The organism is Rhodovulum marinum (assembly GCF_004343075.1).
Taxonomy (GTDB): domain Bacteria; phylum Pseudomonadota; class Alphaproteobacteria; order Rhodobacterales; family Rhodobacteraceae; genus Rhodovulum; species Rhodovulum marinum.
In genome coordinates this window covers 116,875-142,803 of record NZ_SLXP01000008.1, presented here as the reverse complement: position 1 = coordinate 142,803, position 25,929 = coordinate 116,875, and the positions used below count along the sequence as shown (strand labels likewise).

Sequence of the window (25,929 nt, the reverse complement as noted above, 5' to 3'; positions counted from 1 at the left end):
CCCCTTTGTGCTCGGAACGCAGCCTCTATATAAGGCGCGTGAGCCAAGGCCCAGAGCCAAGGGAACCCCATGTCACTCGGATCGAAGATCGCCTGGGACGACACCGTCCTGCCCTTTCAGCTTGACCGCAGCGCCGTCCGCGGGCGGGTCGCACGCCTGGATGGCGTGCTGGACCAGGTCCTGGCGCAGCACAACTATCCGCCCGAGATCGAGGCGCTGGTCGCCGAGGCGGCCCTGCTGACCGCGCTGATCGGCCAGGCGATCAAGCTGCGCTGGAAATTGTCGATGCAGATCCGGGGTGACGGTCCGGCGCGGTTGATCGCGACCGATTACTATGCACCGGGCGAGGATGGCGCACCGGCCCTGATCCGCGCCTATGCCAGCTTTGACGCCGATCGCCTGGTGCAGGGCGCCGAACCGTTCGGCCAAATCGGGCAGGGATATTTCGCCCTTTTGATCGACCAGGGTCGGGACATGGTGCCCTATCAGGGGATCACGCCGCTTGCCGGGGGGTCGCTTTCGGCCTGCGCAGAGACCTATTTCGCCCAGTCCGAACAATTGCCGACCCGATTCGCGCTTACCTTCGGGCGCACCCGTGTACCGGGGCAGGCCGAGCATTGGCGTGCGGGTGGCGTTATGCTGCAGCTGATGCCCGAGGCGTCAACGCCCTCGGTCACCGAGGGCGGCAGCGGTGATGACGGCCTGCTGCAGGCCGATGACATCCTCGAGGGTGCTGAGGCCGAGGACTGGACCCGAGCCAACACCCTGCTCGATACGGTCGAGGACATGGAACTGATCGGCCCCTCGGTGCAGCCGACCGAATTGCTGGTGCGTTTGTTCCACGAAGAACAGCCGCGCGTTTTCGATGCCCAGCCGGTTCAATTCGGGTGCACCTGTTCCGAGGATCGCGTACGGCAAAGCCTGTCGATCTATTCGGCCAAGGATATCGGCCACATGACCACCGATGAGGGCATCGTGACCGCCGACTGCCAATTCTGCGGGGCGCATTACGAACTCGACCCCGCCACGCTGGGCTTCGAGTCCGAGAAGGACCCCGATGCCGACGCGTGATCCGCTGGCCGGGTTGCGCGCGGCACTGACCCGGCTGGGGGCGGAAACCTCGGATCACGACCTGAACCCGGATTTCGTTTTGCCCGAGGGTCGCGTGCTGCGCCCCGCCGCTGTCCTGGTGCCCATCCGGATTGCCGAAACCGGCCTGCGGGTGATCCTGACCAAGCGGTCCTCACGGTTGAAACATCACCCCGGGCAGATTGCGTTTCCGGGCGGCAAGCTTGATGACGGCGACGATGGCCCCGTCGCGGCCGCCCTGCGAGAGTCGCACGAGGAAATCGGGCTTCCGCCCGCGATTGTCGACATCCTTGGTACGATGCCGCCGCACGAAACCGTCACGGGCTTCACCGTGACCCCGGTTCTGGGCCATGTTCGGGGCGGGTTCGACCCCGTGCCCGAGGCCGGAGAGGTGGACGAGGTGTTCGAGGTACCATTCGACCACGTGATGAACCGAACGCGCTATATCGTGCAGTCGCGGTTCTGGCGCGGCCAGCGGCGGCATTACTACACGGTGCCCTACGGCCCCTACTATATCTGGGGTGCGACCGCCCGCATCCTGCGCGCGCTGGCCGACCGGGTCGCGTGATGATGCGCGTCCACGGAGACTGGTTCTTTGCCGACCACACCCAGGCGGTGTGCCGGGCGCTGACTGGCGCCGGCCACCAGGCGTTGTTCGTGGGCGGATGTGTGCGCAATGCGTTGTTGGGGGCGCCGGTCACCGATATCGACATCGCGACCGATGCCCGCCCCGAACAGGTGATGAACCTTGCCGCGGCGGCCGGGCTGAAGCCGGTACCGACCGGGTTCGAGCACGGCACCGTGACCGTGGTCGCGGGCCATCTGCCGCACGAGGTGACCACCTTCCGGCGCGATGTCGAGACGTTCGGCCGCCACGCGGTCGTGGCCTTTGCCGACACCGCCGAGGAAGACGCCCATCGCCGTGATTTCACGATGAACGCGCTCTACGCCACGCCCGGGGGCGAGGTGATCGACCCCTTGGGCGGGTTGCCCGACCTTGTCGCGCGGCGGGTGAGGTTCATCGACGATGCCGATGCGCGCATCCGCGAGGACTACCTGCGCATCCTGCGCTTTTTCCGGTTTCATGCGTGGTATGGCGACCCGGAGGGCGGGCTTGATGCGTCGGGGCTGGCCGCCTGCGCGGCGAATGTTGGCGGCTTGGAAAAGCTGTCGCGGGAACGTGTCGGGGTCGAAATCAAGAAACTGCTGTCGGCGCCTGATCCGGGTCAGAGCGTTGCGGCCATGGACCAAAGCGGCGTTCTTTCCCATAGCCTGCCCGGTGCTGTCTCGCGCCTGCTGCCGGTCCTGGTGCACCTGGAAAAGGGTTGGGGCATGGCGCCTGATCCGATGCGCCGCCTTGCCGCTCTGGGCGGCGAGGACCACGCCGAGCGATTGCGCCTCAGCAAGGCGGAGGCGCGAAAACTGGACCGGCTGCGAGACGCGGTGGGGGGATCCGCCGGGGCGGCCGAACTGGGCTACCGGCTGGGGTCCGAAGCGGCGTGCGACGTTGTTCTTTTGCGGGCCACCGCGACCGGGGCACCCCCGTCCGAAGATGCACGCGACCAGATCGCCGAAGGGGCTGCGGCCGAATTCCCGCTGACCGCAAGCGACCTGATGCCCGATCATACTGGCCCGGCGCTTGGCGCCCGGTTGAAAGAGCTTGAGGCGCGTTGGATCGCGTCGGGATTCCGCCTGACCCGGGAGCAGTTGCTTGGCTAGCCAAGGCATCCTTTCGGGCCGGAACAGAGACGCATGACGCTTGATCCCCTTTACCTTTTCGTGTTCGCCGGGCTGTTCTCGCCGGGGCCGAACGTGATCCTGCTGACCGCCTCGGGGGCGCGCTTCGGGTTTCGCAGGACCCTGCCCCATGTCGCGGGTGTTGTGATCGGTGTCGGCATCACGTCGGGGCTGACGGGGTTGGGCGTCGGCGCCCTGCTGCTTGCCCAGCCGACGCTTTCGATGCTGTTGCGGCTGGCCGCTGCGGGCTGGATCCTGTGGATGGCCTGGTCTCTTCTGACCGCTGCACGCCGCCCGCGGACCGAGGCGGGCCATCGTCCTTTCACCGTCGTCGAGGCAGTGCTGTTCCAGTGGGTCAATCCCAAGGTCTGGGCGATCGCGCTGGCGGCGGCCTCGGGTTATGGCGCGGGGCTGGGCCCGTGGGGCGAGGCGCTGCGGCTGGCGACGGCCTTTGCGGGGCTGAACCTGTTCGTCTGTCTGTTCTGGTCGTATGCCGGGTCGCTTCTTACCTTCTTGCTGACCAGCGAACGCGCCTGGCGGATTTTCATGGCCGGCATGGCTCTGGCGCTTGCGGCCTCGGCGGGGATGGTGGTCCTGTGACCTGCGCCGGTCTATAGTCCTGCCGCAGTCAGTCCGAGAGCGCCCCGCCCCGTGTTCCGTTTCTTCGAAAATCTCGTCGACCCCTACACGGCCTACGAGCAGACCGACCTGCCGCCGCAACGGCTCATCCCGTTCCTGTGGGGTTATGCCCGCCCGTTCAGGCGGGTCTTCGTCGCGGCGATCCTGCTCAAGATCGTCGTCGCCGCGGTCGAGGTCTGGCTGATCCATGCGCTGGGCCAGGTGGTCGACATCCTGTCGAAGGGCACACCGGCGCAGGTCTGGCAGGATCATGGTCTTTGGTTGATCGGTCTTGCGCTCTTTATCCTTGTGGTCCGGTCGCTGCTCCAGGGGTTGGATGCGGCAATCCTGAACAACGGGGTGATGCCGAATTTCGGTACGCTGATCCGCTGGCGCGCGCATGCCCAGGTTCTGCGCCAGTCGGTCGGCTGGTTCGAGAACGATTTCGCGGGCCGCATCGCCAACCGGATCATGCAGACCCCCCCCGCCGCGGGCGAGGCGGTGTTCCAGGTCTTCGATGCGATCACCTTTGCCATTGCCTATGCGGTCGGGGCGCTGATCCTGCTGGGCGATGCCGATCCGCGGCTGGCGCTCCCGCTGGTGGTGTGGCTGCTGCTATACGGATTCTTGGTGCGCTGGACGATGAAGCGTGTCGGGCCGGCATCCAAGGCGGCGTCGGATGCCCGCAGCGCGGTGACCGGCCGGGTGGTCGATGCCTATACCAACATCCACGCGGTCAAGCTTTTTGCCCATCACGACCGGGAACTGGCCTATGCGAAAGAGGCCATCGACAAGGCGCGCCGGACCTTCGCGGCCGAAATGCGCATCTTCACCAAGATGGACGTCGCGCTGACCGCGCTGAACGGGTTCCTGATTGTCGGCGTCGTGGGCTGGGCGATCCTGTTGTGGATGCAAGGTACCGCAAGCGTGGGTGTGGTCGCGGCGGCCACGGCGTTGACGCTGCGGCTGAACGCGATGACCGGCTGGATCATGTGGGCGCTGTCCAGCTTCTTCCGCTCGCTGGGCGTGGTCGCCGAGGGGATGGAGACCATTGCCCAGCCGATCACCCTGACCGACGCGGTGGGCGCCAAACCTTTGCAATTGCGGGCAGGCGAGATCGCGATTCAGTCGCTTTCCCACCATTACGGGCGTGGATCGGGCGGCCTGAACCGCGTCGATCTGGTGATCCGGCCGGGTGAAAAGGTGGGGCTTGTCGGCCGTTCGGGCGCGGGAAAATCGACATTGGTGAAACTGCTGCTGCGGTTCTACGACGTCGAGGGCGGACGCATCCTGATCGACGGGCAGGACATCTCGGACGTGACACAGGAAAGCCTGCGTCGCCATGTCGGGATGGTAAGCCAGGATGCCAGCCTGATGCACCGGTCCGTGCGCGAGAACATCCTGTACGGCCGGCCCGAGGCGAGCGAGGCCGAGATGATCGCCGCGGCCAGGCGTGCCGAGGCGCATGAGTTCATCCTCGACCTGCAGGATCCCGAGGGACTGACAGGCTATGACGCGCGGGTCGGCGAGCGCGGGGTCAAGCTGTCGGGTGGGCAGCGCCAGCGGGTCGCGCTGGCACGTGTGATCCTGAAGGATGCGCCTATTCTCGTGCTGGACGAAGCGACCTCGGCGCTGGATTCCGAGGTCGAGGCGGCGATCCAGGAGACCCTATACGGCGTGATGGAGGGCAAGACGGTAATCGCCATCGCGCATCGCTTGTCGACCATCGCGCATATGGACCGGATCGTGGTGCTGGATGACGGCCGGATCGCCGAGGAAGGAACACATGCGGCGCTTTTGGCGCGGAACGGACTATATGCCCAGTTCTGGGCGCGGCAGTCGGGCGGGTTCATCGGGACGGAGGCGGCCGAGTGAGTCACCTGATCGAGCGGCTGAACCTGCGCGGAGAAGGCGTCGCCTCGGACGGGTTGACCGTGGCCCTGTCGCTACCCGGTGAAACGGTAGAGGGTGACGCGGTCGAGGGCCGGATTGCCCGCCCGCGCATCCTGACCCCATCGCCGGACCGTGTCCGCGCCCCCTGCCCTCATTTTCAGAATTGCGGCGGCTGCACGCTGCAACATGCGGCAGACGGCTTCGTTGCAGCATGGAAGCGGCAGGTCGTCGAAAGGGCCCTGGCCGCGCAGGGGCTGGAGGCGCCGATCCGGGCGCTGCACACCTCGCCGGGCGCATCGCGCCGGCGCGCGACACTGGCCGGGCGGCGCACGAAAAAAGGCGTTCTGGTCGGCTTCCATGCGCGCGCCTCGGACCAGATCGTGGGGATTGCCGATTGCAGGCTGCTGCATCCCGACCTAATGGCTTGCCTGCCCGCCTGCGAGGCGCTGACCGCGCTGGGCGCTTCGCGCAAGGGCGAGGTGGCGCTTGCGCTGACCCGGTCCGAGGATGGGGTCGACGTCGCCGTCAGCGGGGTCAAGCCGCTGGACGGGGCGTTGCGGGCTGCGCTGGGCGACCTGTCCGACCATCACGACCTGGCGCGGCTGTCGTGGAATGGAGAGATCGTGGCGGCCCGCCGCCCGCCGCGCCAGCGCATGGGCCGTGCGCTGGTGGTGCCCCCGCCGGGTGCGTTCCTGCAGGCGACAGAGGCGGGGCAGGCCGCGCTGACCGCCGCGGTGCGCAAGGCGGTTGGCTCGTCACGCCGGGTGGCCGACCTGTTCGCGGGGTGCGGTACCTTTGCCCTGCCCCTGGCCGAAACCGCCGAGGTGCATGCGGTCGAGGGCGACGCCGCGATGGTGGCGGCGCTGGATGCCGGATGGCGCGGCGCGCCGGGGCTGAAACGGGTGACACACGAGGCCCGCGACCTGTTCCGCCGCCCCCTGCGGCCCGACGATCTGGCTGGGTTCGACGCCGCGGTGATCGACCCGCCGCGTGCGGGGGCAGAGGCCCAGGTCGCCGCGATTGCCGATTCGCGCCTTCCGCGCCTTGCCTATGTGTCGTGCAACCCCGTGACCTTTGCCCGCGACGCGAAACGGCTCTGTTCCGCCGGCTTTCGCCTCGATTGGATCGAGGTGGTGGACCAGTTCCGGTGGTCGGCCCATGTCGAACTTGCCGCCGTGCTGAGCCGGACCCATATCGGCTGACGAACCGGTTCGGAAACACGGGTGGGACGATGAGGGACAGACTGGCGCGGCTGCTGGAGCGGGCCGCGACACGCAACACGATCATGGGCGTCATCCTGGTGAACGCCGTTCTGCTGGGGATGGAAACGTCCGACAGGCTGATGGCGCAGGCGGGCGATGTGATCGTCTCGTTGGACAAGCTGTGCCTCGCGATCTTCGTGACCGAGATCGGCGCCAAGCTGATCGCCTACCGGTTCGGTTTTTTCCGGTCGGGCTGGAACATCTTCGATTTCCTGATCGTCGGGATCTCGCTGGTTCCCGGCGCGCAGACCCTCAGCGTACTGCGGGCGCTGCGTATCCTGCGGCTGTTGCGCGTGATCTCGGTCGCGCCGCGGCTGCGCCGGGTGGTCGAGGGATTCATCACCGCCCTGCCCGGCATGGGCTCGGTATTCCTGCTGATGGGGATGATCTTCTATATCGGTGCGGTGATGGCGACCAAGCTGTTCGGGGACAGCTTTCCAGACTGGTTCGGCACGCTCGGCCAGTCGGCCTATTCGCTGTTCCAGATCATGACGCTGGAAAGCTGGTCCATGGGCATCGTGCGGCCGGTGATGGAGGTTTATCCCTACGCCTGGGCGTTCTTCGTGCCGTTCATCATGGTGACGACCTTCGCGGTGGTGAACCTTTTGGTGGGTTTGATCGTCAATTCCATGCAGGACGCCCACCACGAAGAGGACGTCCAGCGCACCGATGCCTATCGTGACGAGGTTCTGGCCCGGCTCGAGGCGATCGAGGCCCGGTTGGTGGCCCGCGAAGACGCGCCCAAGCCGCTGTCCAGGGATGAAACCGCCCGCAAGATCGCGTATGATCGGCCTTAGGCAAGACACCGATAACGAGCAGGCCATAGAATGATCGGACGACGGGCGTTTGTTGCAGCGGGCGCGTGCCTTGCGCTGTCGGCATGCAGTTCCAAATTCAAGAGCTATGACGGCCCCGAGGTCACACGGGTCGTCGTGATGAAGGGCCGCAGGCAGATGTATCTGCTGCACCATGACCAGGTGCTGAAGGCCTATCGCATCGACCTTGGTTTCGAACCGAACGGCCACAAGGTCCACGAGGGCGACGGGCGCACGCCCGAGGGGCGTTACTGGATCGACCGGCGCAATCCCAACAGCGAGTTTCACCTGTCGCTGGGGATCAGCTATCCCAATGCGCGCGACGTCGAGGTGGCGCGCGGAATGGGCCGGTCGCCGGGGGGCGACATCTTCATCCACGGGCGGGCACGCAGGAACCGCGGCAAGGGGCCGGACTGGACTGCGGGCTGTATCTCGGTTTCCGACCGCGAAATCGAGGACATCTACGCCATGGTGCGCGACGGCACCGTGATCGACATCCTTCCGTGATCGGCCTCAGAACGCCGAGGCAACCCGGTCGGCGCGCCGCCCGGTGACCAGGGTCCACCAGATTTTTCCGTTTTCCTCCTGGTAGAAGGCAAAGCCCATATGGGTCGCCTGCGGGTCGAGGACCACGCTGCGCGTGTCGGCCACGTCCATCCAGGCGGCAAGGGTTTCAAGCTCGGTCTCGTAGGTCTCCGAGATGTTTTCGCCCAGCATAGCCCCTTCGAAACCTGCGCGCTGCACCCGGTCAAGCGGGGACGAGCCATCCGAACCGAAATGCCAGGGCCGGTTCTGCACCGACATGTCGCGCGAATGGGTTGCGGCGGCGGCGTTCAGGCGCGCGTCAAGGTCCAGCGGCTGCGTGCCACGGGCCCGGCGCAGGGCGTTCACCGCGTCCAGCATGCGATACTGGATCTCGCCGCTATCTGCTTGCGAAATGCGGTAGACCTGCGGCAGGGGCTTGCCGTCGGGACCCAGCCGTATCGGGGTCGTCGGGGTGCAGGCCGACAGCGCGACAAGGGCGACCGCAAAAGCCGGAACCAGGCGTTTCATGGGCAAGTCCTTCGAGAGTTCGGCCTCTCTCTAGCCGCAGTTTCACGGCGGTTCAAACGCTTCCCGCGCCCGTTGACGGCTGTTTGAATTGCCGGGGCATGGTTCGCTGCGTATATGTTGGCCCGAACGTGGCTGGAACATCACGAGACGGATCACAAGATGAGCACCCGACCCACCCGCCCCCTGACACGCCGCCATTTCCTCGGCGCATCGGCGTTGGCGTTCGGCGGTCTGGCCGCGCCGGCCGCGATCGGCCAGACGGTCGAGATCGAACCCGATCTTTCGCAGATGGTGCGTCGCAACATGTCCAGTTTCCGTGCGCTGGACTGGCAGCCCTATTTCGCCGACCTGCGCGGCGGCGCGATCCTTGTCGACACGACTTCGCGCGCGCTGCATTTCTGGTCCGAGGACGGATCGGTCTACAAGCTTTACCCGACCTCGGTTCCGATTTCCGAGGACCTGACCCGGCGTGGCCGCACGTCGGTGGTGCGCAAGGTCGAGGGCCCCGAATGGCGGCCGACGCCCGCGATGAAGCTGCGCAACCCCGAATGGCCGGACTATGTGCCGCCGGGGCCGGACAATCCGCTGGGCACACACGCGCTTTACCTGGACTGGACCTATTACCGCATCCACGGCACCCACGACACGCGCAAGATCGGGCGGCGGTCGTCGAACGGCTGCATCGGTCTCTATAACGAGCATATCGCCGAACTGTATGGCCTTGCCGGAGTGGGCGCGCAGGTGTTGCTTATTTGACGACATTTGCCGCCAGGATGGGGGCAAGGCGTTCGCCACGATTGAAAATTTCCGAAATCGTGGATTAGACAGGAACTACATGTTTAACATGCATGCGACGGGCGGGAGAATCCGTCCCGTGCTGTTATTAGGAGAGACACATGAAGAAGATCGCCCTTGCCGCCGCCGTTTCGGTCGCCGCGTCCGCCGCTTTCGCCGGTGGCTACTCGGAGCCGATGATGGAGCCGGAAATCATCGTCGAAGACACCTCGTCCTCGGCCGGTGGCATCCTCGTTCCGCTCCTGGCGCTGATCCTGATCGCGGCCGCCGTTGCGGACTAAGCTTCGACAGGCTTGAAACGAAAAAGGCGGTGGTCACCCACCGCCTTTTTCTTTTGTCGATGTGCCCCGTCGGCAGGCGTCAATCCACCCACCCCTTGAGATGGGTTCGGATCACGTCGCACAACGCCCCGATATGGCCTTCGTCGTCGTTGAGGCAGGGGATATAGGTGAACTCTTCGCCGCCGGCCTCTTCAAAGCTTTCGCGGATTTCCTCGTTGATCTCTTCCAGCGTCTCGATGCAGTCGGCCGAGAATGCGGGGGCGATCACCGCAATCCGCTTCATGCCCTGTTCGGCAAGACGGGCGACCTCTTCCACCGTATAGGGCTGAAGCCATTCCTCGGGGCCGAACCGCGACTGGAAGGTGGTCGTGATCCGGTCATCGGCCCAGCCCAGCTTCTCTTTCAACAGTCGGGTCGTCTTGACGCACTGGCAATGATAGGGGTCGCCCTCCATCAGATAGCGCGTGGGTACGCCGTGGTAGGAACAGACCAGCACGTCGGGTTTGTTTTCCATCGCGGCATAGGCGCGCTCGACCGAGGCGGCCAGCGCCTCGACATAGGCCGGGTTGTCGAAATAGGCGGGTACCGTGCGCACCTGCGGCTGCCACTTCTCTTCCATCAGGGCGCGGAAGAAGTGGTCGTTTGCCGTGGCCGACGTGGTGCCCGAATATTGCGGATAAAGCGGGAAGAACAGGATCTTTCGACAGCCCTTGTCCGCCATCTCGCGCACCTTCGACTGGGTCGAGGGGTTGCCGTAGCGCATGCAGAAATCCACTTCGACCCGGTCGCCGAACGCCTCGGCCAAAGTCTCGCGGATCTTGGCGGTCTGCGACTTCGTGATCGTCATCAGGGGGCTTTCGCCCGCCTCGTGGTTCCAGATCGACTTGTAGGCTTCGCCAGACGCGAACGGTCGCTTGGTCAGCACCACGAGTTGCAGGATCGGTTGCCAGATCCAGGGCGAATAGTCGATCACCCGCTTGTCCGACAGGAATTCGTTCAGGTAACGCCGCATCGACCAGTAGTCGTAGTTGTCCGGCGTACCGAGGTTGGCAAGCAGAACCCCTACCCGTTCGGGCGGAATCTTCGGGTGGTCGTCCGGGGCGTGCGCCGGGCGCTGGGCGGCGGCAAGGGACGAGCCGGCCTTGCTCCCGTCTTGATTGGAGTCGAACATCGCGTCTTTTCCGGGGTTTCTGTCGGACTGCAACTTAGAATTCCTCAAGGACATAAACAGATTTCGCCGGGGGTCAATCAACTCCCCGACCGTTTCGGTCGGAAAATCCGCGCTCGGTTGTGCCCAGCGCCTCGGCCAACCGGGTGCGGGCCGACCCGGGGCGCAGGGCCCTGGGTTGCGTGTCCGACGGGCTCCACCCTGCAAGGTAGATCATCTCGGCGGTTGCCGGGATGCGGCCATCCGGCCCGGCATGGCTTTCGGCATAGCGCCGCGCTGCCTCGGCAAAAAGCGCGCGGGGCGGGGTGCGGCGATGGCGCGCGGCCAGCGCATTGGTCTCGCCCATGGCGCGCAGGTCGCGCATCAGGTGGAACGGGGTCTGATAGCTGATTGTCTGGGTTACGGAATCGGCCACCGGCAGGGCGAATCCGGCGCGTTGAAGCAAACTGCCAAGATCGCGGATCTCGCCCATCGGCAACACCCGCGGTGACAGCCCGCCGGTCAACGCCGCCTCTGCCTCGGCCAGGGCTGTGCGCAGTTCATGCAGGCTTCGCCCGCCAAACAGAACGCCCAGGAAAAGCCCGTCGGGGCGCAGCGCCCGGCGGCACTGGACCAACTGGCCCACCGGGTCGTTGGCCCAATGCAGGCACAGCCCGTGGATCACAAGATCGTGTGCTCCGGGTGCCAGGTCCAATGTTTCGGAATCAGCAACGATCTTTGCGCCCGAAAAGCATTGGCGCCACGGGTCAGGAAAACCGGTGACCACGGCGGGTGCCGTAAAGGTTCTGTTAACCTCGGTGACCCTTTCCTTAATCTCGTCCGCCGCCAGCCTGTGCAGGAACGGTTCCGGGGCCCGGCGGGCGCGGGCACGATGGCGCGTCAGCGCCGGGCGGTCGGTCAGGTCGGGTGGGCGTTGCATCGGGTCTCCGGCACTTGGCTTGGGCAATGTAGGGGGTGCATGGGCATGTTTCAAAGCGCGCTGCGTTTGATCTACCCGCCGCGCTGCGTCTCTTGCGGGGACATGGTGGACCGCGACTTCGCGCTTTGCGCAAGTTGCTGGGGCCAGATGGATTTCATCGCGGGGCTGGTCTGCGATTGTTGTGGCACGCCCCTGCCGGGCGAGGACGCGGGCGAACCGGAATATTGCGACGACTGCCTGGCAAGGCCGCGCCCCTGGGCGCGGGGGCGGGCCGCGATGTTGTATCGCGAAAAGGCGCGCTCGATGGTGCTGGCCTTCAAACATGGCGATCGAACCGAACTGGCCCGCCCTGCCGCCGACTGGATGCTGCGTGCGGGCCGTCCGATCCTGTCGCCGGGCATGGTGGTCGCGCCGATTCCCCTGCACCGCTGGCGCCTGGTTTCGCGCCGGTTCAACCAGTCGGCCCTGTTGTCGCAGGGCGTGGCGGAACGCGCGGGTTTCGCACATTGGCCCGACCTTCTGGTGCGTATCCGCAAGACCAAGGTGCAGGACGGCATGGGGCCCGAGGAACGCTTTGCCAATCTGGCCGGTGCCATCGCCGTCCAGGCCCGTTATCGCGAAAGGCTGCGGGGCCGGACGGTGCTGTTGATCGACGACGTGATGACCTCGGGCGCGACACTGTCCACCGCGGCCGAAGCCTGCCTGGCCGCCGGAGCCGAAGAGGTGCGCGTGCTGGTCCTGGCCCGCGTTGCGAAAGCGTCGTGATCGCCTATAGTGCGCGCGAGCCAAGGAAGAAGGATCATGCAAGCGGTAGAAATCTATACATCGCCCTTTTGCGGCTATTGCCACGCGGCCAAGCGGCTGCTGGACCAGAAGGGCGTCAGCTATTCGGAAATCGATGTCGGGACGCAGCCGAAATTGCGCCAGCAGATGATGGCGCGCGCCCATGGCCGCCACACGGTGCCGCAAATCTTCATCGGTGAAACCCATGTCGGCGGCTGCGACGAATTGTATGCGTTGGAACGGTCGGGCAAGCTCGATCCCCTGCTGGCGGATTAGGGGACGATGCGCGCGGCCCTGATCCAGATGACATCGGGCGACACCCCCGCGGACAATATCGCCCCCGCCTGCGAGATGGTGCGCGAGGCGGCGGCGAGCGGAGCGCAGTTCATCCTGACGCCCGAGGTGACGAATTGCCTGTCCTCAAGCCGGTCCCGGCAGCAGGAACTGCTTTCTTACGAGGAAGACGACGCCATGCTGTCGGCCCTGCGGCAAGAGGCGGTGACTGCGCGTATCTGGCTGTTGATCGGGTCGCTGGGGCTAAAAACCCACGACCCGGACGGGCGGTTCGCCAATCGGTCGTTCCTGGTTGCGCCGGACGGGTCCATCGCGGCGCGTTATGACAAGATCCACATGTTCGACGTCCAGATCACCGAGACCGAAAGCTACCGCGAGTCGGAAGGCTACCGGCCCGGCGACCGCGCGGTCGTGGCTGACACGCCGTTCGGAACGCTTGGGCTTTCGATCTGCTATGACCTGCGGTTTCCACATCTTTACCGCGCGCTCGCCCATGCCGGGGCCGAGATCCTGACCGTGCCGGCCGCGTTCTCGCCGGTTACGGGAAAGGCGCATTGGGAAACGCTGTTGCGGGCTCGCGCGATCGAAACCGGTTGTTACGTGCTGGCGCCGGCACAATGCGGGTTGCATCCCGCGACCGAGGGGCGCCCGCGCCGCACCCATGGCCATTCGTTGGCGATCGCGCCCTGGGGCGAGGTGTTGGCCGATGGCGGCGACGGCCCCGGCATCACCTATGTCGACATCGACCGCGAAGAGGTGGCGCGCGCCCGGGCCCGCGTGCCTTCGATCACCCATGACCGGCCCTTCGCGCCGCCCACGTGACCGAGATCGGCGACAGCCTGGCCGTGACGTTGTTCAGCGAGATCTTCATGGCCGATCAGCTGGCGCGAAACCGGATTGCCCGCGCGTTGCCCAAGGGAATGGAACTTAGCCACTTCTCGGTTCTGAACCATCTGGCGCGGATCAACGAGGAACGCACGCCGGCCCAACTGGCCGCGACCTTCCATGTCACGCGCGGCGCGATGACCAACACGCTGAATCGGCTGGACTGGGCGGGGCATGTGCATATCCGCCCCGACTGGGACGATGCGCGGCGCAAGATGGTCTCCATCAGCCCCTCGGGCCGGTCGGCGCGCGAGGTGGCGATACAGGCCATCGCCCCGGTGCTGGCAGAGGCCGTCGCCGATATCGGCGAGGACCGGCTGCGTGCGGCGCTGCCGGTTCTGCGGTTGCTGCGGCAAAAGCTGGAGGGCCGCCGCTAGGCGGGCTTCACCGATGCGGTGACATAGTTCACCGACAAATCGCGGCTGGACAGTGACCAACCCCAGGTCAGCGGGTTGAACACGAAACCCGTGCGGTCCACCGGTTTGAGCCCGGCCTGTTCCATCAGGTGGCACAGTTCGTCGGGCGTGATGAATTTCGACCATTCATGCGTGCCCTTGGGCAGCCAGCGCATCACGTACTCCGCCCCCACGATCGCCATGGCAAAGCTTTTGGCGTTGCGGTTAATGGTCGAACAGATGTGCAGCCCGCCGGGTTTCAGCAACTGGCGGCATGCGGTCAGATAGCTCAACGGGTCGGACACGTGCTCGACCACCTCCATGTTCAACACGACGTCGAACTGTTCGCCCGCCGCGGCCAGCGCCTCGGCGGTGGTGTGGCGATAATCGATGTTCAGACCCGATTGTTCGGCATGGATGCGGGCCACGGGAATATTGCGCGGGGCGGCGTCCGCGCCGACCACTTCGGCGCCAAGCCGTGCCATCGGCTCGGCCAGCAAGCCGCCGCCGCAGCCGATATCCAGCAAACGCAGCCCCGCAAAGGGTGCTTCGTCGGACAGGTCGCGGTCGAATTCCGCGGCGATCTGCCGCGTGATATAGTCCAGGCGGCACGGGTTCAGCATGTGCAGCGGCTTGAACTTGCCGTTCGGATCCCACCATTCGGCGGCCATCGCCTCGAATTTCGCCACTTCGGAAGGGTCTACGGTCGTCTCGGCAGCTTGCATCGGGCGCTCCGTTCCTGTCTTCTGTCTGCACACCCTTGGGGTGTGACGCTCACGCGTTATATAGGCGGCTCATGGACAAATCCGCAGGCCAAAAGCGCGCATCGCAACTTCTTTACCCGCCGGTCGATCCGTTTGACCAGCGGATGCTGGACGTGGGCGATGGCCACCGGATCTATGTCGAACAATGTGGTCACCCCAAGGGTATCCCCGTGGTGGTGCTGCATGGTGGCCCCGGCGGCGGCTGCAGCCCGGCGATGCGGCGCTATTTCGACCCCGAGGAATTCCGCGTGGTGCTGTTCGATCAGCGCGGCTGCGGGCGGTCGCGGCCCCATGCCAGCGTATCGGCCAACACGACCTGGCACCTCGTCAGCGATATCGAGCTGATCCGCAAAGCGCTGGGCATCGACCGCTGGGTGCTGTTCGGTGGCAGCTGGGGCGCGACTCTGGCGCTGGTTTACGCCCAGGCGCATCCCGACCGGGTGGCCTATCTGGCGTTGCGCGGCGTGTTCCTGATGACCCAGGCCGAGCTTGACTGGTTCTATGGCGGTGGCGCCGGGCAGTTCTGGCCCGATCTCTGGGGCCGGTTCGCCGACCTGGTCCCGCAGGACGAACGCCACGACATGATCGGGGCTTATCACCGGCGGTTGTTCTCGGGCGATCTGATGCTGGAGACCCGCTATGCCCGCGCCTGGGCCGCGTGGGAAAACGCGCTGGCCTCGATCGACCATGATGGCCCGATGGGCGAGGCGCCTGCCGATTATGCCCGCGCCTTTGCACGGCTGGAAAACCACTATTTCCAGAACGCGGGTTTCCTGGATCGCGACGGCCAGATCCTGCAGGACGTGCCGCTGATCTCGCATATCCCGGCGACCATCGTGCAGGGCCGCTATGACATGGTTTGTCCGCCCGCCTCGGCGTGGCGGTTGGCCGAGCGCTGGAGCCGGGCCGAATTGAAGATGGTGCCGTTGGCCGGGCACGCCCTGTCCGAGCCGGGGATCAGTGCCGAACTGGTGCGCACCATGCGGGGCGTGCAGCGGCAGGCAAGCGCATTGGGGCTGTGATAGATGAGTGTGAACGTTCGTTTCTGGGACCGCCTCGCACGGCGCTATTCGCGAATGCCTGTGCGCGACCCCGAGGCCTATGAACGCAAGTTGCGCCTGACCAAGGACTACCTGACGCCCGATGCGCGGGTGTTCGAATTCGGCTGCGGCACCGGGACGACCGCGTTGCGGCATGCCGCCGACGCGGGGCACGTCACCGCCATCGACTGTTCCGTGAACATGATCGAGATCGCGCGCGAGAAGGCCGCGGCCGAGGGCGTGACCAATGTGCGTTTCGACGTGGCCAACCTGGAGGATATGCCCGAGGCGGACGGCCCTTATGACATGGTGATGGCGCATAATGTCCTGCACCTGCTCAGGGACCGCCACGCGGCGCTGGCCCGCGTCCATGACATGTTGCGGCCGGGCGGTGCCTTCGTGTCCTCGACGGCATGCGCGGCGCGGGCGCCCTGGCTGTTCCGCGCGATCCTCAAGACCGGCCATGCCTTGCGCCTGTTGCCGTTGTTCCATTTCCTGACCGAGGATCGGCTGAAGTCCGAGATCCGGGCCGCCGGATTCACTATCGAACACGAATGGCTGCCATCCGGCGGAAAATCCGCGTTGTTCCTGATCGCCCGAAAAGGCGAGTAACGGGCGCGCGGCACAATCTCCTTGCAGATTCGGGCGCATCCCCCTATATCGCGTTCAACAGCGGCGGTTCGGCCTCCACCCCCGAGCCTCCACCGGTGAATTTCGCACGGGCCGTTGGCCCGTTTTTTTGTGTCTGGAACGCCCATGTCCGACCTTGTCGCCAAAACCGCCATCGACCGCCGCCTGGCCGAGATCCTGACCCCCGTGATCGAGGGGCTGGGCTATGAACTGGTGCGCGTCCGGCTGATGGGTGGCAAGACCAAGACGCTGCAGGTCATGGCCGAACGCCCCGAGGGCGGGATCGAGGTCGACGAATGCGCCGAGATTTCCACGGCGATCTCGGCCGTTCTGGATGTCGAGGATCCGATCGAGGACGCCTATACGCTGGAAGTGTCCAGCCCGGGCATCGACCGGCCCTTGACCCGGCTCAAGGACTTCGAGACCTGGAACGGCCACGAGGCGAAGCTGGAGACCACCGAACTGATCGACGGCCGGCGCCGGTTCAAGGGCGCGCTGGCGGGTGTCGAGGATGGCGAGGTGCTGATCGAGATCGAGGGGCCGGATGGAAAGCCGGTCACCATCGGGCTGGACTTCGACTGGCTGTCGGATGCCAAGCTGGTGCTGACCGACGAGCTGATCCGCGAGATGCTGAAGGCGCGCAAGGATGCGGGCCTGATCGACGAGACCGAATTTGACCAGATCGAGACGGACGAGTGTTCCGTCGACCAGGAGGACTGAGACATGGCGATTACCTCTGCCAACCAGCTGGAACTGCTGCAGACCGCCGAGGCGGTGGCGCGGGAAAAGATGATCGACCCCGACCTGGTCGTGCAGGCGATGGAAGAGTCCCTCGCTCGGGCCGCCAAGTCGCGTTATGGCTCGGAAATGGACATCCGGGTGTCCATCGACCGCAAGACGGGGCGGGCCACCTTTACCCGCGTGCGCACGGTCGTGCCGGATGACGAACTGGAAAACTATCAGGCCGAACTGACCGTCGAGCAGGCGAAACAGTATCTGGCCGAACCCAAGGTCGGCGATACCATCGTCGACGAGGTGCCGCCCGTCGAGATGGGCCGGATCGCCGCGCAATCGGCCAAGCAGGTGATCCTGCAGAAGGTCCGCGAGGCCGAGCGCGACCGCCAGTTCGAGGAATTCAAGGACCGCGTCGGCACGATCATCAACGGCCAGGTCAAGCGCGAGGAATACGGCAACGTCATCGTCGATATCGGCCGGGGCGAGGGCATCCTGCGCCGCAACGAGAAGATCGGCCGCGAAAGCTATCGCCCGAACGACCGCATCCGCTGTTATATCAAGGATGTCCGCCGCGAGACGCGCGGCCCGCAGGTGTTCCTGTCGCGCACCGCGCCCGAGTTCATGGCGGAACTCTTCAAGATGGAAGTGCCGGAAATCTACGACGGCATCATCGAGATCAAGGCCGTGGCCCGCGACCCGGGCTCGCGCGCCAAGATCGGGGTCATTTCCTATGACAATTCGATCGACCCCGTCGGCGCCTGCGTCGGCATGCGCGGCAGCCGCGTGCAGGCCGTGGTGAACGAACTGCAGGGCGAAAAGATCGACATCATCCCGTGGAACGAGGATCAGGCCACCTTCCTGGTCAATGCGCTGCAACCCGCCGAGGTGTCCAAGGTCGTCATCGACGAAGAGGCCGGCAAGATCGAGGTGGTTGTGCCAGACGATCAGCTTTCTCTGGCAATCGGGCGGCGCGGGCAGAACGTGCGGTTGGCCAGCCAGTTGACCGGGCTCGATATCGACATCATGACAGAGGCCGAGGAAAGCGCGCGCCGCCAGGCCGAGTTCGAGGAACGCACCAAGCTGTTCATGGACACGCTGGACCTGGACGAGTTCTTCGCCCAGCTGCTGGTGTCCGAAGGCTTCACCAATCTCGAAGAGGTCGCCTATGTCGACGTCGACGAGCTTTTGGTGATCGACGGGGTGGACGAGGACACCGCGAACGAACTTCAGGCGCGTGCCCGCGATTGCCTTGAAGAGATGAACCGCAAGGCCCTGGAACATGCCCGCGAACTGGGTGTCGAGGACAGCCTGGTTGAATTCGAGGGTCTGACGCCCCAAATGATCGAGGCGCTGGCCGAGGATGGCGTCAAGACGCTGGAAGACTTCGCCACCTGCGCCGACTGGGAGCTGGCTGGCGGCTGGACCACGGTCGACGGCGAGCGCGTCAAGGACGAGGGCATTCTCGAGAAGTTCGACGTCTCGCTGGAAGAGGCGCAGACCCTGGTGATGACCGCGCGTGTGTTGTTGGGCTGGGTCGACCCGTCGGAGCTGGAGGATGAAGCGGCGAAAGACGAGGCCGAAGACGCCGCCGAGGGTGAAGAGGAGGCCGGGGCCTGATCGCCAGGCCCGGGCGATGGTCATGGCCCGAGGTGGAGCCCGAAACCCCGCGACCGACCCCGAGCGGCGCTGCATCGCCACGGGGGAGGTGCAGCCCAAGGCGGGCCTGATCCGTTTCGTGGTCGGGCCGGACGACCGGATCGTGCCCGACCTGCTGGGCAAGCTGCCGGGCCGCGGCATCTGGGTGGCCGCCGATCGTGACGCGCTGGAGCTGGCGGTTCGCAAGAGGTTGTTCGCTCGCGCTGCGAAACGCGCGGTGACGGTGCCCGCGGACCTGGTGGACCAGGTCGAGGCGGGGCTTTTGCGCCGGGTGGTCGAGGGGCTTTCGCTGGCCCGTAAGGCGGGTCAGGCCGTCGCGGGCTATGAAAAGGTGCGGGGCTGGCTGGACAGCGGCGAGGCCCGGGTTTTGATTCAGGCTGTCGACGGGTCGGCGCGGGGCAAGACCAAGCTGCGCCCGCCGGATGAACCGGATGCCTATATCGGCTTTCTGACCGCCCGGGAATTGGGTTTGGCTTTCGGCCGGGAACATGTGATACATGGCGCGCTTGCGGCTGGCGGACTCACGGAACGTGTAGTAGAGGATGCCGCCAAGCTTTCGGGCGTCCGCAAGAAGATCGGGGGAGAGACCCCCGGAAAGGGTTGAAGACCGAATGAGCGATACTGACGGCAAGAAGACACTGGGTTTGCGTGGCGGCTCTCGGTCCGGCCAGGTGAAGCAGAGCTTCAGCCATGGCCGTACCAAGAACGTCGTGGTCGAGACGAAGCGCAAGCGCGTCGTCGTGCCCAAACCCGGTGCCGCGAAATCCGGCGGGGGCGCCTCTGCAGGCGTGTCGGGCGGCGATCCGTCCAGACGTCCGGCCGGGATTTCCGATGCCGAGATGGAACGCCGCCTCAAGGCTTTGCAGGCCGCCAAGGCACGTGAGGCCGACGAGGCTGCGCAGCGCGAGGCCGAGGAACGCCAGCGCGAGGAAGAGCGCCAGCGCCGCCGCGAGGAAGCCGAGGCCAAGGAGCGCGAGCAGCGCGAGATCGAGGAGGCCGCCAAGCGCAAGGCCGCCGAGGAAGAGCGCAAGCGCAAGGAAGCCGCCGAGGCCGACAAGGCCGCCGAGGCGCCCGCCGCGCCGGCGGACCCCGAGGCCGCCAAGGGCGGTGCCAAGCCGGCGCCGCGCAAGGTCGACCGCGAGCGTGATCGCCCCGAAGAGCGCCAGACCCGGAGCAAGGGAAAGACCGACAACCGCCGGTCCGGCAAGCTGACCGTCAGCCAGGCGCTGACCGGCGGCGAAGGTGGCCGGCAGCGTTCGCTTGCCGCGATGAAGCGCAAGCAGGAGCGCATGCGCCAAAAGGCGATGGGCGGGGGCGAAGCGCGCGAAAAGGTCGTACGTGACGTGCAGCTGCCGGAACAGATCGTCGTGTCCGAACTCGCCAACCGGATGGCCGAGCGCGTGGCCGACGTGGTCAAGGCGCTTATGCAGAACGGCATGATGGTCACCCAGAACCAGACCATCGATGCCGACACCGCGGAACTGATCATCGAGGAATTCGGTCACCGCGTGCAGCGCGTGTCCGATGCCGATGTCGAGGACGTGATCGCCACCGTCGAGGACAAGGCCGAAGACTTGGAACCGCGCCCGCCGGTCATCACGATCATGGGCCATGTCGACCACGGCAAGACCTCGTTGCTGGATGCGATCCGAGACGCCAAGGTCGTCGCGGGCGAAGCCGGCGGTATCACCCAGCATATCGGCGCCTACCAGGTCAGAACCGATAGTGGTACGACGCTGACCTTCCTGGACACGCCGGGCCACGCGGCCTTTACTTCGATGCGGGCGCGCGGTGCCCATGTCACTGACATCGTGGTGCTTGTGGTGGCCGCGGACGACGCTGTGATGCCGCAGACGGTCGAGGCGATCAACCATGCCAAGGCGGCCGGCGTGCCGATGATCGTGGCGATCAACAAGATCGACAAGCCGGCGGCGAATCCCGACAAGGTGCGCACCGACCTGCTGCACCACGAGATCGTCGTCGAGAAGATGTCCGGCGATGTGCAGGATGTCGAGGTGTCGGCCGTCACCGGCCAGGGCCTGGACGAGTTGCTGGAGGCGATCGCGCTTCAGGCCGAGATCCTGGAACTCAAGACGAACCCGAACCGGGCCGCCGAAGGCGCGGTGATCGAGGCACAGCTTGACGTGGGCCGCGGCCCCGTCGCCACCGTCCTCGTGCAGAAGGGCACCCTGAAAAAGGGCGACATCTTCGTCGTCGGCGAACAGTGGGGCAAGGTCCGCGCGCTGATCAACGACAAGGGCGACCGTGTCGACGAGGCGGGACCCTCCGTCCCGGTCGAAGTGCTGGGCCTGAATGGCACGCCCGAAGCGGGCGACGTTCTGAACGTGGTCGAGACCGAGGCGCAGGCCCGCGAGATCGCCGAATACCGCGAGGCGAAGGCGAAAGAGAAACGTGCCGCCGCCGGCGCCGCCACCACGCTGGAACAGCTGATGGCCAAGGCCAAGGAGGACGAGAACGTCGCCGAGCTTCCGATCCTGGTCAAGGCCGACGTGCAGGGTTCTGCCGAGGCGATCGTTCAGGCCATGGAAAAGATCGGCAACGAAGAGGTGCGCGTGCGCGTGCTGCATGCCGGTGTCGGTGCGATTACCGAAACCGACGTGGGCCTGGCCGAGGCATCGGGCGCGCCGATCATGGGCTTCAACGTGCGGGCCAACGCGCCGGCGCGGAACGCGGCCAACCAGAAGGGCGTCGAGATTCGCTATTACAGCGTGATCTATGACTTGGTGGATGACGTGAAGGCGGCGGCTTCGGGCCTGCTGTCGGCGGAAATTCGCGAAACCTTCATCGGCTACGCTCAGATCAAGGAGGTCTTCAAGGTCTCGGGTGTCGGCAAGGTCGCGGGCTGCCTGGTCACCGAAGGTGTGGCACGCCGGTCGGCGGGTGTGCGTCTGCTGCGCGACGACGTGGTGATCCACGAGGGCACCCTGAAGACACTGAAACGCTTCAAGGACGAGGTCGCCGAGGTCCAGTCGGGCCAGGAATGCGGCATGGCCTTCGAAAACTACGACGACATTCGCCCGGGCGATGTGATCGAGATTTTCGAACGCCAGGAGGTCGAGCGCACGCTCGACTGATCGCTGGGTCCAGTGAAAAAATGCAAGGGGCGCCCTTTTGGCGCCCCTTTGTCTTTCCGGGGTGGGGGGCTGAAGTCTTCAGTGCCGGTCGTCCGGTCAGGCAGCCCGATTGACCGGAAGCCCTTCGTAAAGCCGGTCGCCCACGCGCACGACGATCCGGCCGTCCGGCCGGCGCCCGACGAAGGCGCCTTGGACTGATACGCAGGATCCCAGGACGATGGTCTGGATCATCGGTTTGTACCTCGCTTGGAAACAGTGGCTTTGTAATGCGCACAGGGCTCAACGCGAAATTTAATTTCGCCGTAGGGGGTACTCATGAGCGGAAGCTTGCCTAATGCTGATGCCCGAAGCGAAATTCCGCCCCGCCGGCCGCCGTTACAGCCAGTCCTGCAGGACCGGAATCAGCGGCAGATCGGCGGGCGGCATCGGGTATTTGCGCAGCTCCCGCACATGCACCCAGCTCAGCGCCTGTCCTTCGTGGCCATGCGGCTGGCCCTGCCATTTGCGGCAGGCGAACAGCGGCATCAACAGGTGAAAGTCGTCGTAGGTATGGCTGGCAAAGGTCAGCGGGGCGAGGCAACTGGACCACGTGTCGATTCCCAGCTCTTCCTTCAGCTCGCGCATCAACGCGATTTCGGGCGTCTCGCCGGGCTCGACCTTGCCACCGGGAAACTCCCACAGACCGGCCATCGACTTGCCCTCGGGGCGCTGGGCCAACAGCACACGCCCGTCCGGGTCGACCAGCGCGACCGCCGCGACCAGGACGATCTTCATGAGCGGTAATCGGCGTTGATGTCGATGTAGCGGTGGGTCAGATCACAGGTCCAGACCGTCGCCGCATCCCGACCCAGGCCCAGGTCGACCCCGATCACCAGTTCGTCGCGCCGCATATAGGCCGCGCCCGCTTCCTCGGCATAGCTTTCGGCGACCCAGCCCTTTTCCGCCACCAGGATATCGCCGAACCGGATCGACAGCGTGTCACGGTCGGCCTTGGCCCCGGACTTGCCGACCGCCATCACGATCCGGCCCCAGTTCGGATCCTCGCCCGCGATGGCCGTTTTGACCAGCGGCGAATTCGCGATGGCCATGGCCACGGTCCGCGCGTCGGCCTTGCTTGCCGCGCCGGTCACCCGGATCTCGACGAATTTCGTCGCGCCCTCGCCGTCGCGGACGACCTGGTGGGCGAGGTTCAGCATCACGCCGCGCAGCGCATCCTGGAACGCCTTGGCCGGGGCGCTGCGCAGATCGGCGATCTCGGGCGCCTTCGACTTGCCGGTGGCGGCGATCAGAAGCGTGTCCGATGTTGAGGTATCGCCGTCGACGGTGATGCAGTTGAACGTTTCGTCGGTCAGCCGCGCCAGCATGCGTTGCAGCGGCGCACGGGCAATCCTTGCATCGGTGAAGATGTAGACCAGCATCGTCGCCATGTCGGGCGCGATCATCCCCGAGCCCTTGGCGATGCCGGCGATGCGGATCGGCTGGCCGTCGATCTCGATCGTGGCGCCGGCGCCCTTGGGAAAGGTGTCGGTCGTCATGATCGCCCGCGCCGCCTGCGGCAATGCGTTGGCCGACAGATCGGCGGCCAGGTCGCCCAGAACCGCGGTGATCCGCTCATGCGGCAAGGGTTCCCCGATCACCCCGGTCGAACTGGTAAAGACCCGCGCCTCGGGCACGCCCGCGGCCTTGGCGGTGGCCGCGCAGATCGCGGCGACGGCCTCGGCGCCGGCGGTGCCGGTAAAGGCGTTGGAATTGCCCGAATTGACCACGATCGCGGCGCCCTGCTGTGGCCCGGCCTCGGCCCCGATCTTGGCCTCGCAGTCCAGGACCGGCGCCGATCGAGTGGCCGACCGGGTGAACACCCCCGCGACCACGCTGCCGGGCGCAAGGCGGGCCATCATCACGTCGGTCCGGCCCTTGTAGCGCACGCCGGCCTGCGCGGCGGCGAACTCGGCCCCGGCGATCACCGGAAGGTCCGGGAACCCGCCTGCCGGCGCCAGCGGCGAGATAGCGGGACCGACGGGTTTCACGGGCGTGTCGGGCAGGAGGGCGGACGCCGCGTCCAGTTCCCGCTGTAGACGCGCGACCTCGCGCTTTAGCGGTTTGACCTGGGCCTTGACGACCTTTTTCTCGATCTTCTTCTGTTTCTTCGCCTTGGCCATCCGCCACTCCGCCGCTTGTGCCCTAGTCCCCGAGCATGTCGATATTCTTGAGGATCGCGGGGTCGATCTCGACCTCTGTTTCGGTGACCTCGGCCTCTTCTGTGTATTTCGTCAAGGCTTGTTCCATCGCGTCGCGCTGGATTTGCTGCACCAGATCGTCGCGTACGTCCCCAAGCGGCGGCGCCCCCTTCAGCCGAGCTTCGTGCAACTTGATGACATGCCAGCCGAACCCGGTCTCGACCGGTCCCGAAATCTCGCCGGGCTCCATCCCGACGACAACGTCTTCGAACGGCTTGACCATCATGCCGGTCGAGAACCAGCCCAGATCGCCGCCATTCGGCCCGGATGGCCCGATCGACCGTTCCTTGGCCAGCTCTGCGAAATCGGCACCGTCCTCCAGTTCCGCAAGAATGGTCTGCGCCTCTTCCTCGCTTTCGACCAGGATGTGCGCCGCGTGATATTCGGTGGTCGGTTCGGCATTGGCATAAGCGGCCTCATAGGCGCTTTGCACGGCCTCGTCGGTTACCGCCTCTTCGGCGATGCGGGCCAACGCCTCTCCGGCCACGTAGGACCGCCGTTCGTTCTCAAGCGCAAGCCGGGCGCCCAGCGACAGCCTGTCGCCAAGGCTTTCGGCCACCGCGCTTTGCCGGATCAGCTGATCCAGCACCGCACGATACAGCACCTCGTCATCCAGTTGCTGGTATTCCGGGGGCAACTGCGCGCGCATCACGATCATGTGGCCCAACGTGATCTCGGTTTCGCCGACCCGCGCCACGACGGTATCCGGGCCGACTTCCTCGGCCGAGATCGGGGCGGCAAGGGTTGCGGCCAGGGCCAGGGCCAGGATGGCCTTGGGGGCGAATGAGGTCATGGAAACTCCTTTCGGGATAGGTGAATCTTCGGCATCGGACATGGCGTGCCGGACGTCACTCCAGAAGCAGTGAGGTATCCGCGATGGCGTCGGTGTCGATCTCGTCAGGTTCCACGCGGGTGATCTGGGCGGATTCGGTCAAATCGCGCAGCCGCGTCTCGATTGCGTTTGATCGCAATTCGTCGACGATTTGCCCGCGCGCCTCGTCAAGGGTGGGTGCTGTTGCGGTCCGAACCTCGTTCAGGCGGATAACGTGCCAGCCGAATTGTGTTTCGACCGGTGCGGATACCTTGCCGGGTTCCATCTCCAGAACCGCCGCCTCGAAGGGCGCCACCATCTGGCCGGTTGTGAACCAGCCGAGATTGCCGCCATTGGGCGCCGAAGGGCCGGTGGACCGTTCGCGCGCCACGTCGGCGAATTCCTTGCCGCCTTCCAGTTCGGCGATCGCCTCGCGCGCGGCCTGTTCGCTGTCCACGAGGATATGCGAGGCGTTGAATTCGCGCTGTCCCTCTATCCCGGCGACGAACGCGGCATAGCGCGCCGCGATCGCGTCCTCGGACACGGCCTCTTCGATGACAAGCTGCATGGCTTGGCTGGCGATCATTCCGCGCTTTTCGTTTTCCAGAGACATCTCGACAAAGGCTGGTATCTCTCCGTCAAAGCTTTGCGCCAAGAGCGTCTGCTGCACCATCTGGTCCAGCATGGCCCGGAACAGCACCGGTTTGGGCAACTGGCGATATTCCTCGGGCAGCCGGCTGTGCAGCAGGATCATGTGGCCCATGGTGATATCGGTGCCATTTACCGTGGCGACCACGGTCTGGGCGGTCGCGGGCGGCACCGGTTGGTCCTGCGCCAGCGCGGGTAGGACCATAAGCCCCGCGACGAATACGCCTGTAAAAAGCGGCATGGAGGCTTTGGGCATAGGGGCAACTCCTTTAATGCCGCGTGCGTGGGCGACGTTGACACCATTCTGACCGCCCCTTACATCGCTT

The 25,929-nt window shown here is 65.6% G+C and carries 29 protein-coding genes; 20 read left to right on the top strand and 9 right to left on the bottom strand.

The window, feature by feature from the left end:
- Window positions 1-69: 69 nt before the first annotated feature.
- The 8 genes from hslO to EV662_RS13210 are packed head-to-tail and all read left to right on the top strand — an operon-like array spanning window position 70 to window position 7,921.
- A complete protein-coding gene (gene hslO, locus EV662_RS13245) occupies window positions 70-1,071 on the top strand; it encodes an Hsp33 family molecular chaperone HslO (protein ID WP_132463280.1) in 1,002 nt (333 codons plus the stop codon).
- Window positions 1,058-1,657 carry a CoA pyrophosphatase gene (locus tag EV662_RS13240; RefSeq protein ID WP_132463277.1) on the top strand — a complete coding sequence of 200 codons (600 nt, stop codon included), beginning with the start codon at window positions 1,058-1,060 and terminating at the stop codon, window positions 1,655-1,657. The genes hslO and EV662_RS13240 overlap by 14 nt, the downstream gene beginning before the upstream one ends.
- Before the next feature lie 2 nt (window positions 1,658-1,659).
- Window positions 1,660-2,808, top strand: coding sequence for a CCA tRNA nucleotidyltransferase (locus tag EV662_RS13235; RefSeq protein ID WP_132463463.1), 1,149 nt, complete (start codon window positions 1,660-1,662; stop codon window positions 2,806-2,808).
- Window positions 2,809-2,841: 33 nt separating this feature from the next.
- Complete coding sequence (locus tag EV662_RS13230) at window positions 2,842-3,426, top strand: LysE family translocator (protein WP_132463274.1); 585 nt, start codon at window positions 2,842-2,844, stop codon at window positions 3,424-3,426.
- Window positions 3,427-3,477: 51 nt separating this feature from the next.
- Entirely contained in the window at window positions 3,478-5,319 is a 1,842-nt protein-coding gene (locus EV662_RS13225) for an ABC transporter ATP-binding protein (protein ID WP_132463271.1), read from the top strand.
- Window positions 5,316-6,539, top strand: a complete 1,224-nt coding sequence (locus EV662_RS13220; protein WP_132463268.1) for a class I SAM-dependent RNA methyltransferase — start codon at window positions 5,316-5,318, stop codon at window positions 6,537-6,539. The genes EV662_RS13225 and EV662_RS13220 overlap by 4 nt, the downstream gene beginning before the upstream one ends.
- A 29-nt stretch (window positions 6,540-6,568) precedes the next feature.
- Entirely contained in the window at window positions 6,569-7,396 is an 828-nt protein-coding gene (locus EV662_RS13215; protein ID WP_132463265.1) for an ion transporter, read from the top strand.
- A gap of 30 nt (window positions 7,397-7,426) precedes the next feature.
- On the top strand, window positions 7,427-7,921 hold the full coding sequence (locus tag EV662_RS13210; protein WP_132463262.1) for a L,D-transpeptidase family protein: 495 nt from the start codon (window positions 7,427-7,429) through the stop codon (window positions 7,919-7,921).
- Window positions 7,922-7,927: 6 nt separating this feature from the next.
- Here the strand turns inward: EV662_RS13210 and dalA are convergent, their stop codons facing one another.
- Entirely contained in the window at window positions 7,928-8,467 is a 540-nt protein-coding gene (gene dalA / locus EV662_RS13205; protein ID WP_132463259.1) for a divisome-associated lipoprotein DalA, read from the bottom strand.
- 159 nt (window positions 8,468-8,626) lie between these two features.
- Between dalA and EV662_RS13200 the strand changes: the two genes are divergently transcribed.
- Window positions 8,627-9,223, top strand: coding sequence for a L,D-transpeptidase (locus EV662_RS13200; protein WP_132463256.1), 597 nt, complete (start codon window positions 8,627-8,629; stop codon window positions 9,221-9,223).
- Window positions 9,224-9,363: 140 nt separating this feature from the next.
- Window positions 9,364-9,543: a hypothetical protein gene (locus EV662_RS13195; protein WP_132463253.1), complete on the top strand. Its 180-nt coding sequence runs from the start codon at window positions 9,364-9,366 to the stop codon at window positions 9,541-9,543.
- Between the two features lie 79 nt (window positions 9,544-9,622).
- On the opposite strand, the gene hemH is transcribed toward EV662_RS13195, so the two are convergent.
- Both hemH and EV662_RS13185 read right to left on the bottom strand, forming a co-directional pair.
- The gene (gene hemH / locus EV662_RS13190) at window positions 9,623-10,714 is read right to left on the bottom strand and encodes a ferrochelatase (RefSeq protein WP_132463250.1); all 1,092 of its coding nucleotides are present in this window, start codon (window positions 10,712-10,714) and stop codon (window positions 9,623-9,625) included.
- 73 nt (window positions 10,715-10,787) lie between these two features.
- Window positions 10,788-11,630 carry a methyltransferase domain-containing protein gene (locus EV662_RS13185; protein WP_132463247.1) on the bottom strand — a complete coding sequence of 281 codons (843 nt, stop codon included), beginning with the start codon at window positions 11,628-11,630 and terminating at the stop codon, window positions 10,788-10,790.
- A gap of 39 nt (window positions 11,631-11,669) precedes the next feature.
- Here EV662_RS13185 and EV662_RS13180 point away from each other — a divergent pair, with 39 nt between their 5' ends.
- The 4 genes from EV662_RS13180 to EV662_RS13165 are packed head-to-tail and all read left to right on the top strand — an operon-like array spanning window position 11,670 to window position 13,969.
- Complete coding sequence (locus EV662_RS13180; protein ID WP_132463244.1) at window positions 11,670-12,395, top strand: ComF family protein; 726 nt, start codon at window positions 11,670-11,672, stop codon at window positions 12,393-12,395.
- A gap of 36 nt (window positions 12,396-12,431) precedes the next feature.
- Window positions 12,432-12,689 carry a glutaredoxin 3 gene (gene grxC / locus EV662_RS13175; RefSeq protein ID WP_132463241.1) on the top strand — a complete coding sequence of 86 codons (258 nt, stop codon included), beginning with the start codon at window positions 12,432-12,434 and terminating at the stop codon, window positions 12,687-12,689.
- Window positions 12,690-12,695: 6 nt separating this feature from the next.
- Window positions 12,696-13,529, top strand: coding sequence for a carbon-nitrogen hydrolase family protein (locus EV662_RS13170; protein WP_132463238.1), 834 nt, complete (start codon window positions 12,696-12,698; stop codon window positions 13,527-13,529).
- A gap of 47 nt (window positions 13,530-13,576) precedes the next feature.
- Complete coding sequence (locus EV662_RS13165) at window positions 13,577-13,969, top strand: MarR family winged helix-turn-helix transcriptional regulator (RefSeq protein WP_425057028.1); 393 nt, start codon at window positions 13,577-13,579, stop codon at window positions 13,967-13,969.
- Here EV662_RS13165 and ubiG read toward each other — a convergent pair.
- Entirely contained in the window at window positions 13,966-14,712 is a 747-nt protein-coding gene (gene ubiG / locus EV662_RS13160) for a bifunctional 2-polyprenyl-6-hydroxyphenol methylase/3-demethylubiquinol 3-O-methyltransferase UbiG (protein WP_132463232.1), read from the bottom strand. The two genes, EV662_RS13165 and ubiG, sit on opposite strands and share 4 nt — an antisense overlap.
- A 71-nt stretch (window positions 14,713-14,783) precedes the next feature.
- Between ubiG and pip the strand changes: the two genes are divergently transcribed.
- From pip to infB, 6 genes are all read left to right on the top strand, one after another.
- Complete coding sequence (gene pip, locus EV662_RS13155) at window positions 14,784-15,773, top strand: prolyl aminopeptidase (RefSeq protein WP_132463229.1); 990 nt, start codon at window positions 14,784-14,786, stop codon at window positions 15,771-15,773.
- A gap of 3 nt (window positions 15,774-15,776) precedes the next feature.
- Window positions 15,777-16,403: a class I SAM-dependent methyltransferase gene (locus EV662_RS13150; protein ID WP_132463226.1), complete on the top strand. Its 627-nt coding sequence runs from the start codon at window positions 15,777-15,779 to the stop codon at window positions 16,401-16,403.
- A 144-nt stretch (window positions 16,404-16,547) separates the two neighbouring features.
- Window positions 16,548-17,141, top strand: a complete 594-nt coding sequence (gene rimP / locus EV662_RS13145; RefSeq protein ID WP_132463223.1) for a ribosome maturation factor RimP — start codon at window positions 16,548-16,550, stop codon at window positions 17,139-17,141.
- Between the two features lie 3 nt (window positions 17,142-17,144).
- On the top strand, window positions 17,145-18,773 hold the full coding sequence (gene nusA / locus EV662_RS13140; protein WP_132463220.1) for a transcription termination factor NusA: 1,629 nt from the start codon (window positions 17,145-17,147) through the stop codon (window positions 18,771-18,773).
- A gap of 22 nt (window positions 18,774-18,795) precedes the next feature.
- Entirely contained in the window at window positions 18,796-19,416 is a 621-nt protein-coding gene (locus EV662_RS13135; protein ID WP_132463217.1) for an RNA-binding protein, read from the top strand.
- A gap of 7 nt (window positions 19,417-19,423) precedes the next feature.
- A complete protein-coding gene (gene infB / locus EV662_RS13130; protein ID WP_132463214.1) occupies window positions 19,424-21,907 on the top strand; it encodes a translation initiation factor IF-2 in 2,484 nt (827 codons plus the stop codon).
- 96 nt (window positions 21,908-22,003) lie between these two features.
- Here the strand turns inward: infB and EV662_RS20055 are convergent, their stop codons facing one another.
- The 5 genes from EV662_RS20055 to EV662_RS13110 all read right to left on the bottom strand — a co-directional run bounded on the left by EV662_RS20055 (window position 22,004) and on the right by EV662_RS13110 (window position 25,859).
- Entirely contained in the window at window positions 22,004-22,138 is a 135-nt protein-coding gene (locus EV662_RS20055; protein ID WP_279533254.1) for a hypothetical protein, read from the bottom strand.
- A 144-nt stretch (window positions 22,139-22,282) separates the two neighbouring features.
- Window positions 22,283-22,681: an 8-oxo-dGTP diphosphatase MutT gene (mutT, locus tag EV662_RS13125; protein ID WP_132463211.1), complete on the bottom strand. Its 399-nt coding sequence runs from the start codon at window positions 22,679-22,681 to the stop codon at window positions 22,283-22,285.
- Entirely contained in the window at window positions 22,678-24,066 is a 1,389-nt protein-coding gene (argJ, locus tag EV662_RS13120) for a bifunctional glutamate N-acetyltransferase/amino-acid acetyltransferase ArgJ (protein WP_132463208.1), read from the bottom strand. Before argJ ends, mutT begins: the two co-directional genes overlap by 4 nt.
- Window positions 24,067-24,088: 22 nt before the next feature.
- A complete protein-coding gene (locus tag EV662_RS13115; protein WP_132463205.1) occupies window positions 24,089-24,937 on the bottom strand; it encodes a peptidylprolyl isomerase in 849 nt (282 codons plus the stop codon).
- Window positions 24,938-24,992: 55 nt separating this feature from the next.
- Window positions 24,993-25,859 carry a peptidylprolyl isomerase gene (locus tag EV662_RS13110; RefSeq protein ID WP_243695851.1) on the bottom strand — a complete coding sequence of 289 codons (867 nt, stop codon included), beginning with the start codon at window positions 25,857-25,859 and terminating at the stop codon, window positions 24,993-24,995.
- Window positions 25,860-25,929 lie beyond the last annotated feature (70 nt).

What these genes read in the sequence shown, in the direction of transcription:
- hslO (WP_132463280.1), top strand. Translation starts at nt 70, where the DNA reads ATGTCACTCGGATCGAAGATCGCCTGGGACGACACCGTCCTGCCCTTT.
- EV662_RS13240 (WP_132463277.1), top strand. Translation starts at nt 1,058, where the DNA reads ATGCCGACGCGTGATCCGCTGGCCGGGTTGCGCGCGGCACTGACCCGG.
- EV662_RS13235 (WP_132463463.1), top strand. Translation starts at nt 1,660, where the DNA reads ATGCGCGTCCACGGAGACTGGTTCTTTGCCGACCACACCCAGGCGGTG.
- EV662_RS13230 (WP_132463274.1), top strand. Translation starts at nt 2,842, where the DNA reads ATGACGCTTGATCCCCTTTACCTTTTCGTGTTCGCCGGGCTGTTCTCG.
- EV662_RS13215 (WP_132463265.1), top strand. Translation starts at nt 6,569, where the DNA reads ATGAGGGACAGACTGGCGCGGCTGCTGGAGCGGGCCGCGACACGCAAC.
- EV662_RS13210 (WP_132463262.1), top strand. Translation starts at nt 7,427, where the DNA reads ATGATCGGACGACGGGCGTTTGTTGCAGCGGGCGCGTGCCTTGCGCTG.
- dalA (WP_132463259.1), bottom strand. Translation starts at nt 8,467, where the DNA reads ATGAAACGCCTGGTTCCGGCTTTTGCGGTCGCCCTTGTCGCGCTGTCG.
- EV662_RS13200 (WP_132463256.1), top strand. Translation starts at nt 8,627, where the DNA reads ATGAGCACCCGACCCACCCGCCCCCTGACACGCCGCCATTTCCTCGGC.
- EV662_RS13195 (WP_132463253.1), top strand. Translation starts at nt 9,364, where the DNA reads ATGAAGAAGATCGCCCTTGCCGCCGCCGTTTCGGTCGCCGCGTCCGCC.
- hemH (WP_132463250.1), bottom strand. Translation starts at nt 10,714, where the DNA reads ATGTTCGACTCCAATCAAGACGGGAGCAAGGCCGGCTCGTCCCTTGCC.
- EV662_RS13185 (WP_132463247.1), bottom strand. Translation starts at nt 11,630, where the DNA reads ATGCAACGCCCACCCGACCTGACCGACCGCCCGGCGCTGACGCGCCAT.
- EV662_RS13180 (WP_132463244.1), top strand. Translation starts at nt 11,670, where the DNA reads ATGGGCATGTTTCAAAGCGCGCTGCGTTTGATCTACCCGCCGCGCTGC.
- grxC (WP_132463241.1), top strand. Translation starts at nt 12,432, where the DNA reads ATGCAAGCGGTAGAAATCTATACATCGCCCTTTTGCGGCTATTGCCAC.
- EV662_RS13170 (WP_132463238.1), top strand. Translation starts at nt 12,696, where the DNA reads ATGCGCGCGGCCCTGATCCAGATGACATCGGGCGACACCCCCGCGGAC.
- EV662_RS13165 (WP_425057028.1), top strand. Translation starts at nt 13,577, where the DNA reads ATGGCCGATCAGCTGGCGCGAAACCGGATTGCCCGCGCGTTGCCCAAG.
- ubiG (WP_132463232.1), bottom strand. Translation starts at nt 14,712, where the DNA reads ATGCAAGCTGCCGAGACGACCGTAGACCCTTCCGAAGTGGCGAAATTC.
- pip (WP_132463229.1), top strand. Translation starts at nt 14,784, where the DNA reads ATGGACAAATCCGCAGGCCAAAAGCGCGCATCGCAACTTCTTTACCCG.
- EV662_RS13150 (WP_132463226.1), top strand. Translation starts at nt 15,777, where the DNA reads ATGAGTGTGAACGTTCGTTTCTGGGACCGCCTCGCACGGCGCTATTCG.
- rimP (WP_132463223.1), top strand. Translation starts at nt 16,548, where the DNA reads ATGTCCGACCTTGTCGCCAAAACCGCCATCGACCGCCGCCTGGCCGAG.
- nusA (WP_132463220.1), top strand. Translation starts at nt 17,145, where the DNA reads ATGGCGATTACCTCTGCCAACCAGCTGGAACTGCTGCAGACCGCCGAG.
- EV662_RS13135 (WP_132463217.1), top strand. Translation starts at nt 18,796, where the DNA reads ATGGCCCGAGGTGGAGCCCGAAACCCCGCGACCGACCCCGAGCGGCGC.
- infB (WP_132463214.1), top strand. Translation starts at nt 19,424, where the DNA reads ATGAGCGATACTGACGGCAAGAAGACACTGGGTTTGCGTGGCGGCTCT.
- EV662_RS20055 (WP_279533254.1), bottom strand. Translation starts at nt 22,138, where the DNA reads ATGATCCAGACCATCGTCCTGGGATCCTGCGTATCAGTCCAAGGCGCC.
- mutT (WP_132463211.1), bottom strand. Translation starts at nt 22,681, where the DNA reads ATGAAGATCGTCCTGGTCGCGGCGGTCGCGCTGGTCGACCCGGACGGG.
- argJ (WP_132463208.1), bottom strand. Translation starts at nt 24,066, where the DNA reads ATGGCCAAGGCGAAGAAACAGAAGAAGATCGAGAAAAAGGTCGTCAAG.
- EV662_RS13115 (WP_132463205.1), bottom strand. Translation starts at nt 24,937, where the DNA reads ATGACCTCATTCGCCCCCAAGGCCATCCTGGCCCTGGCCCTGGCCGCA.
- EV662_RS13110 (WP_243695851.1), bottom strand. Translation starts at nt 25,859, where the DNA reads ATGCCCAAAGCCTCCATGCCGCTTTTTACAGGCGTATTCGTCGCGGGG.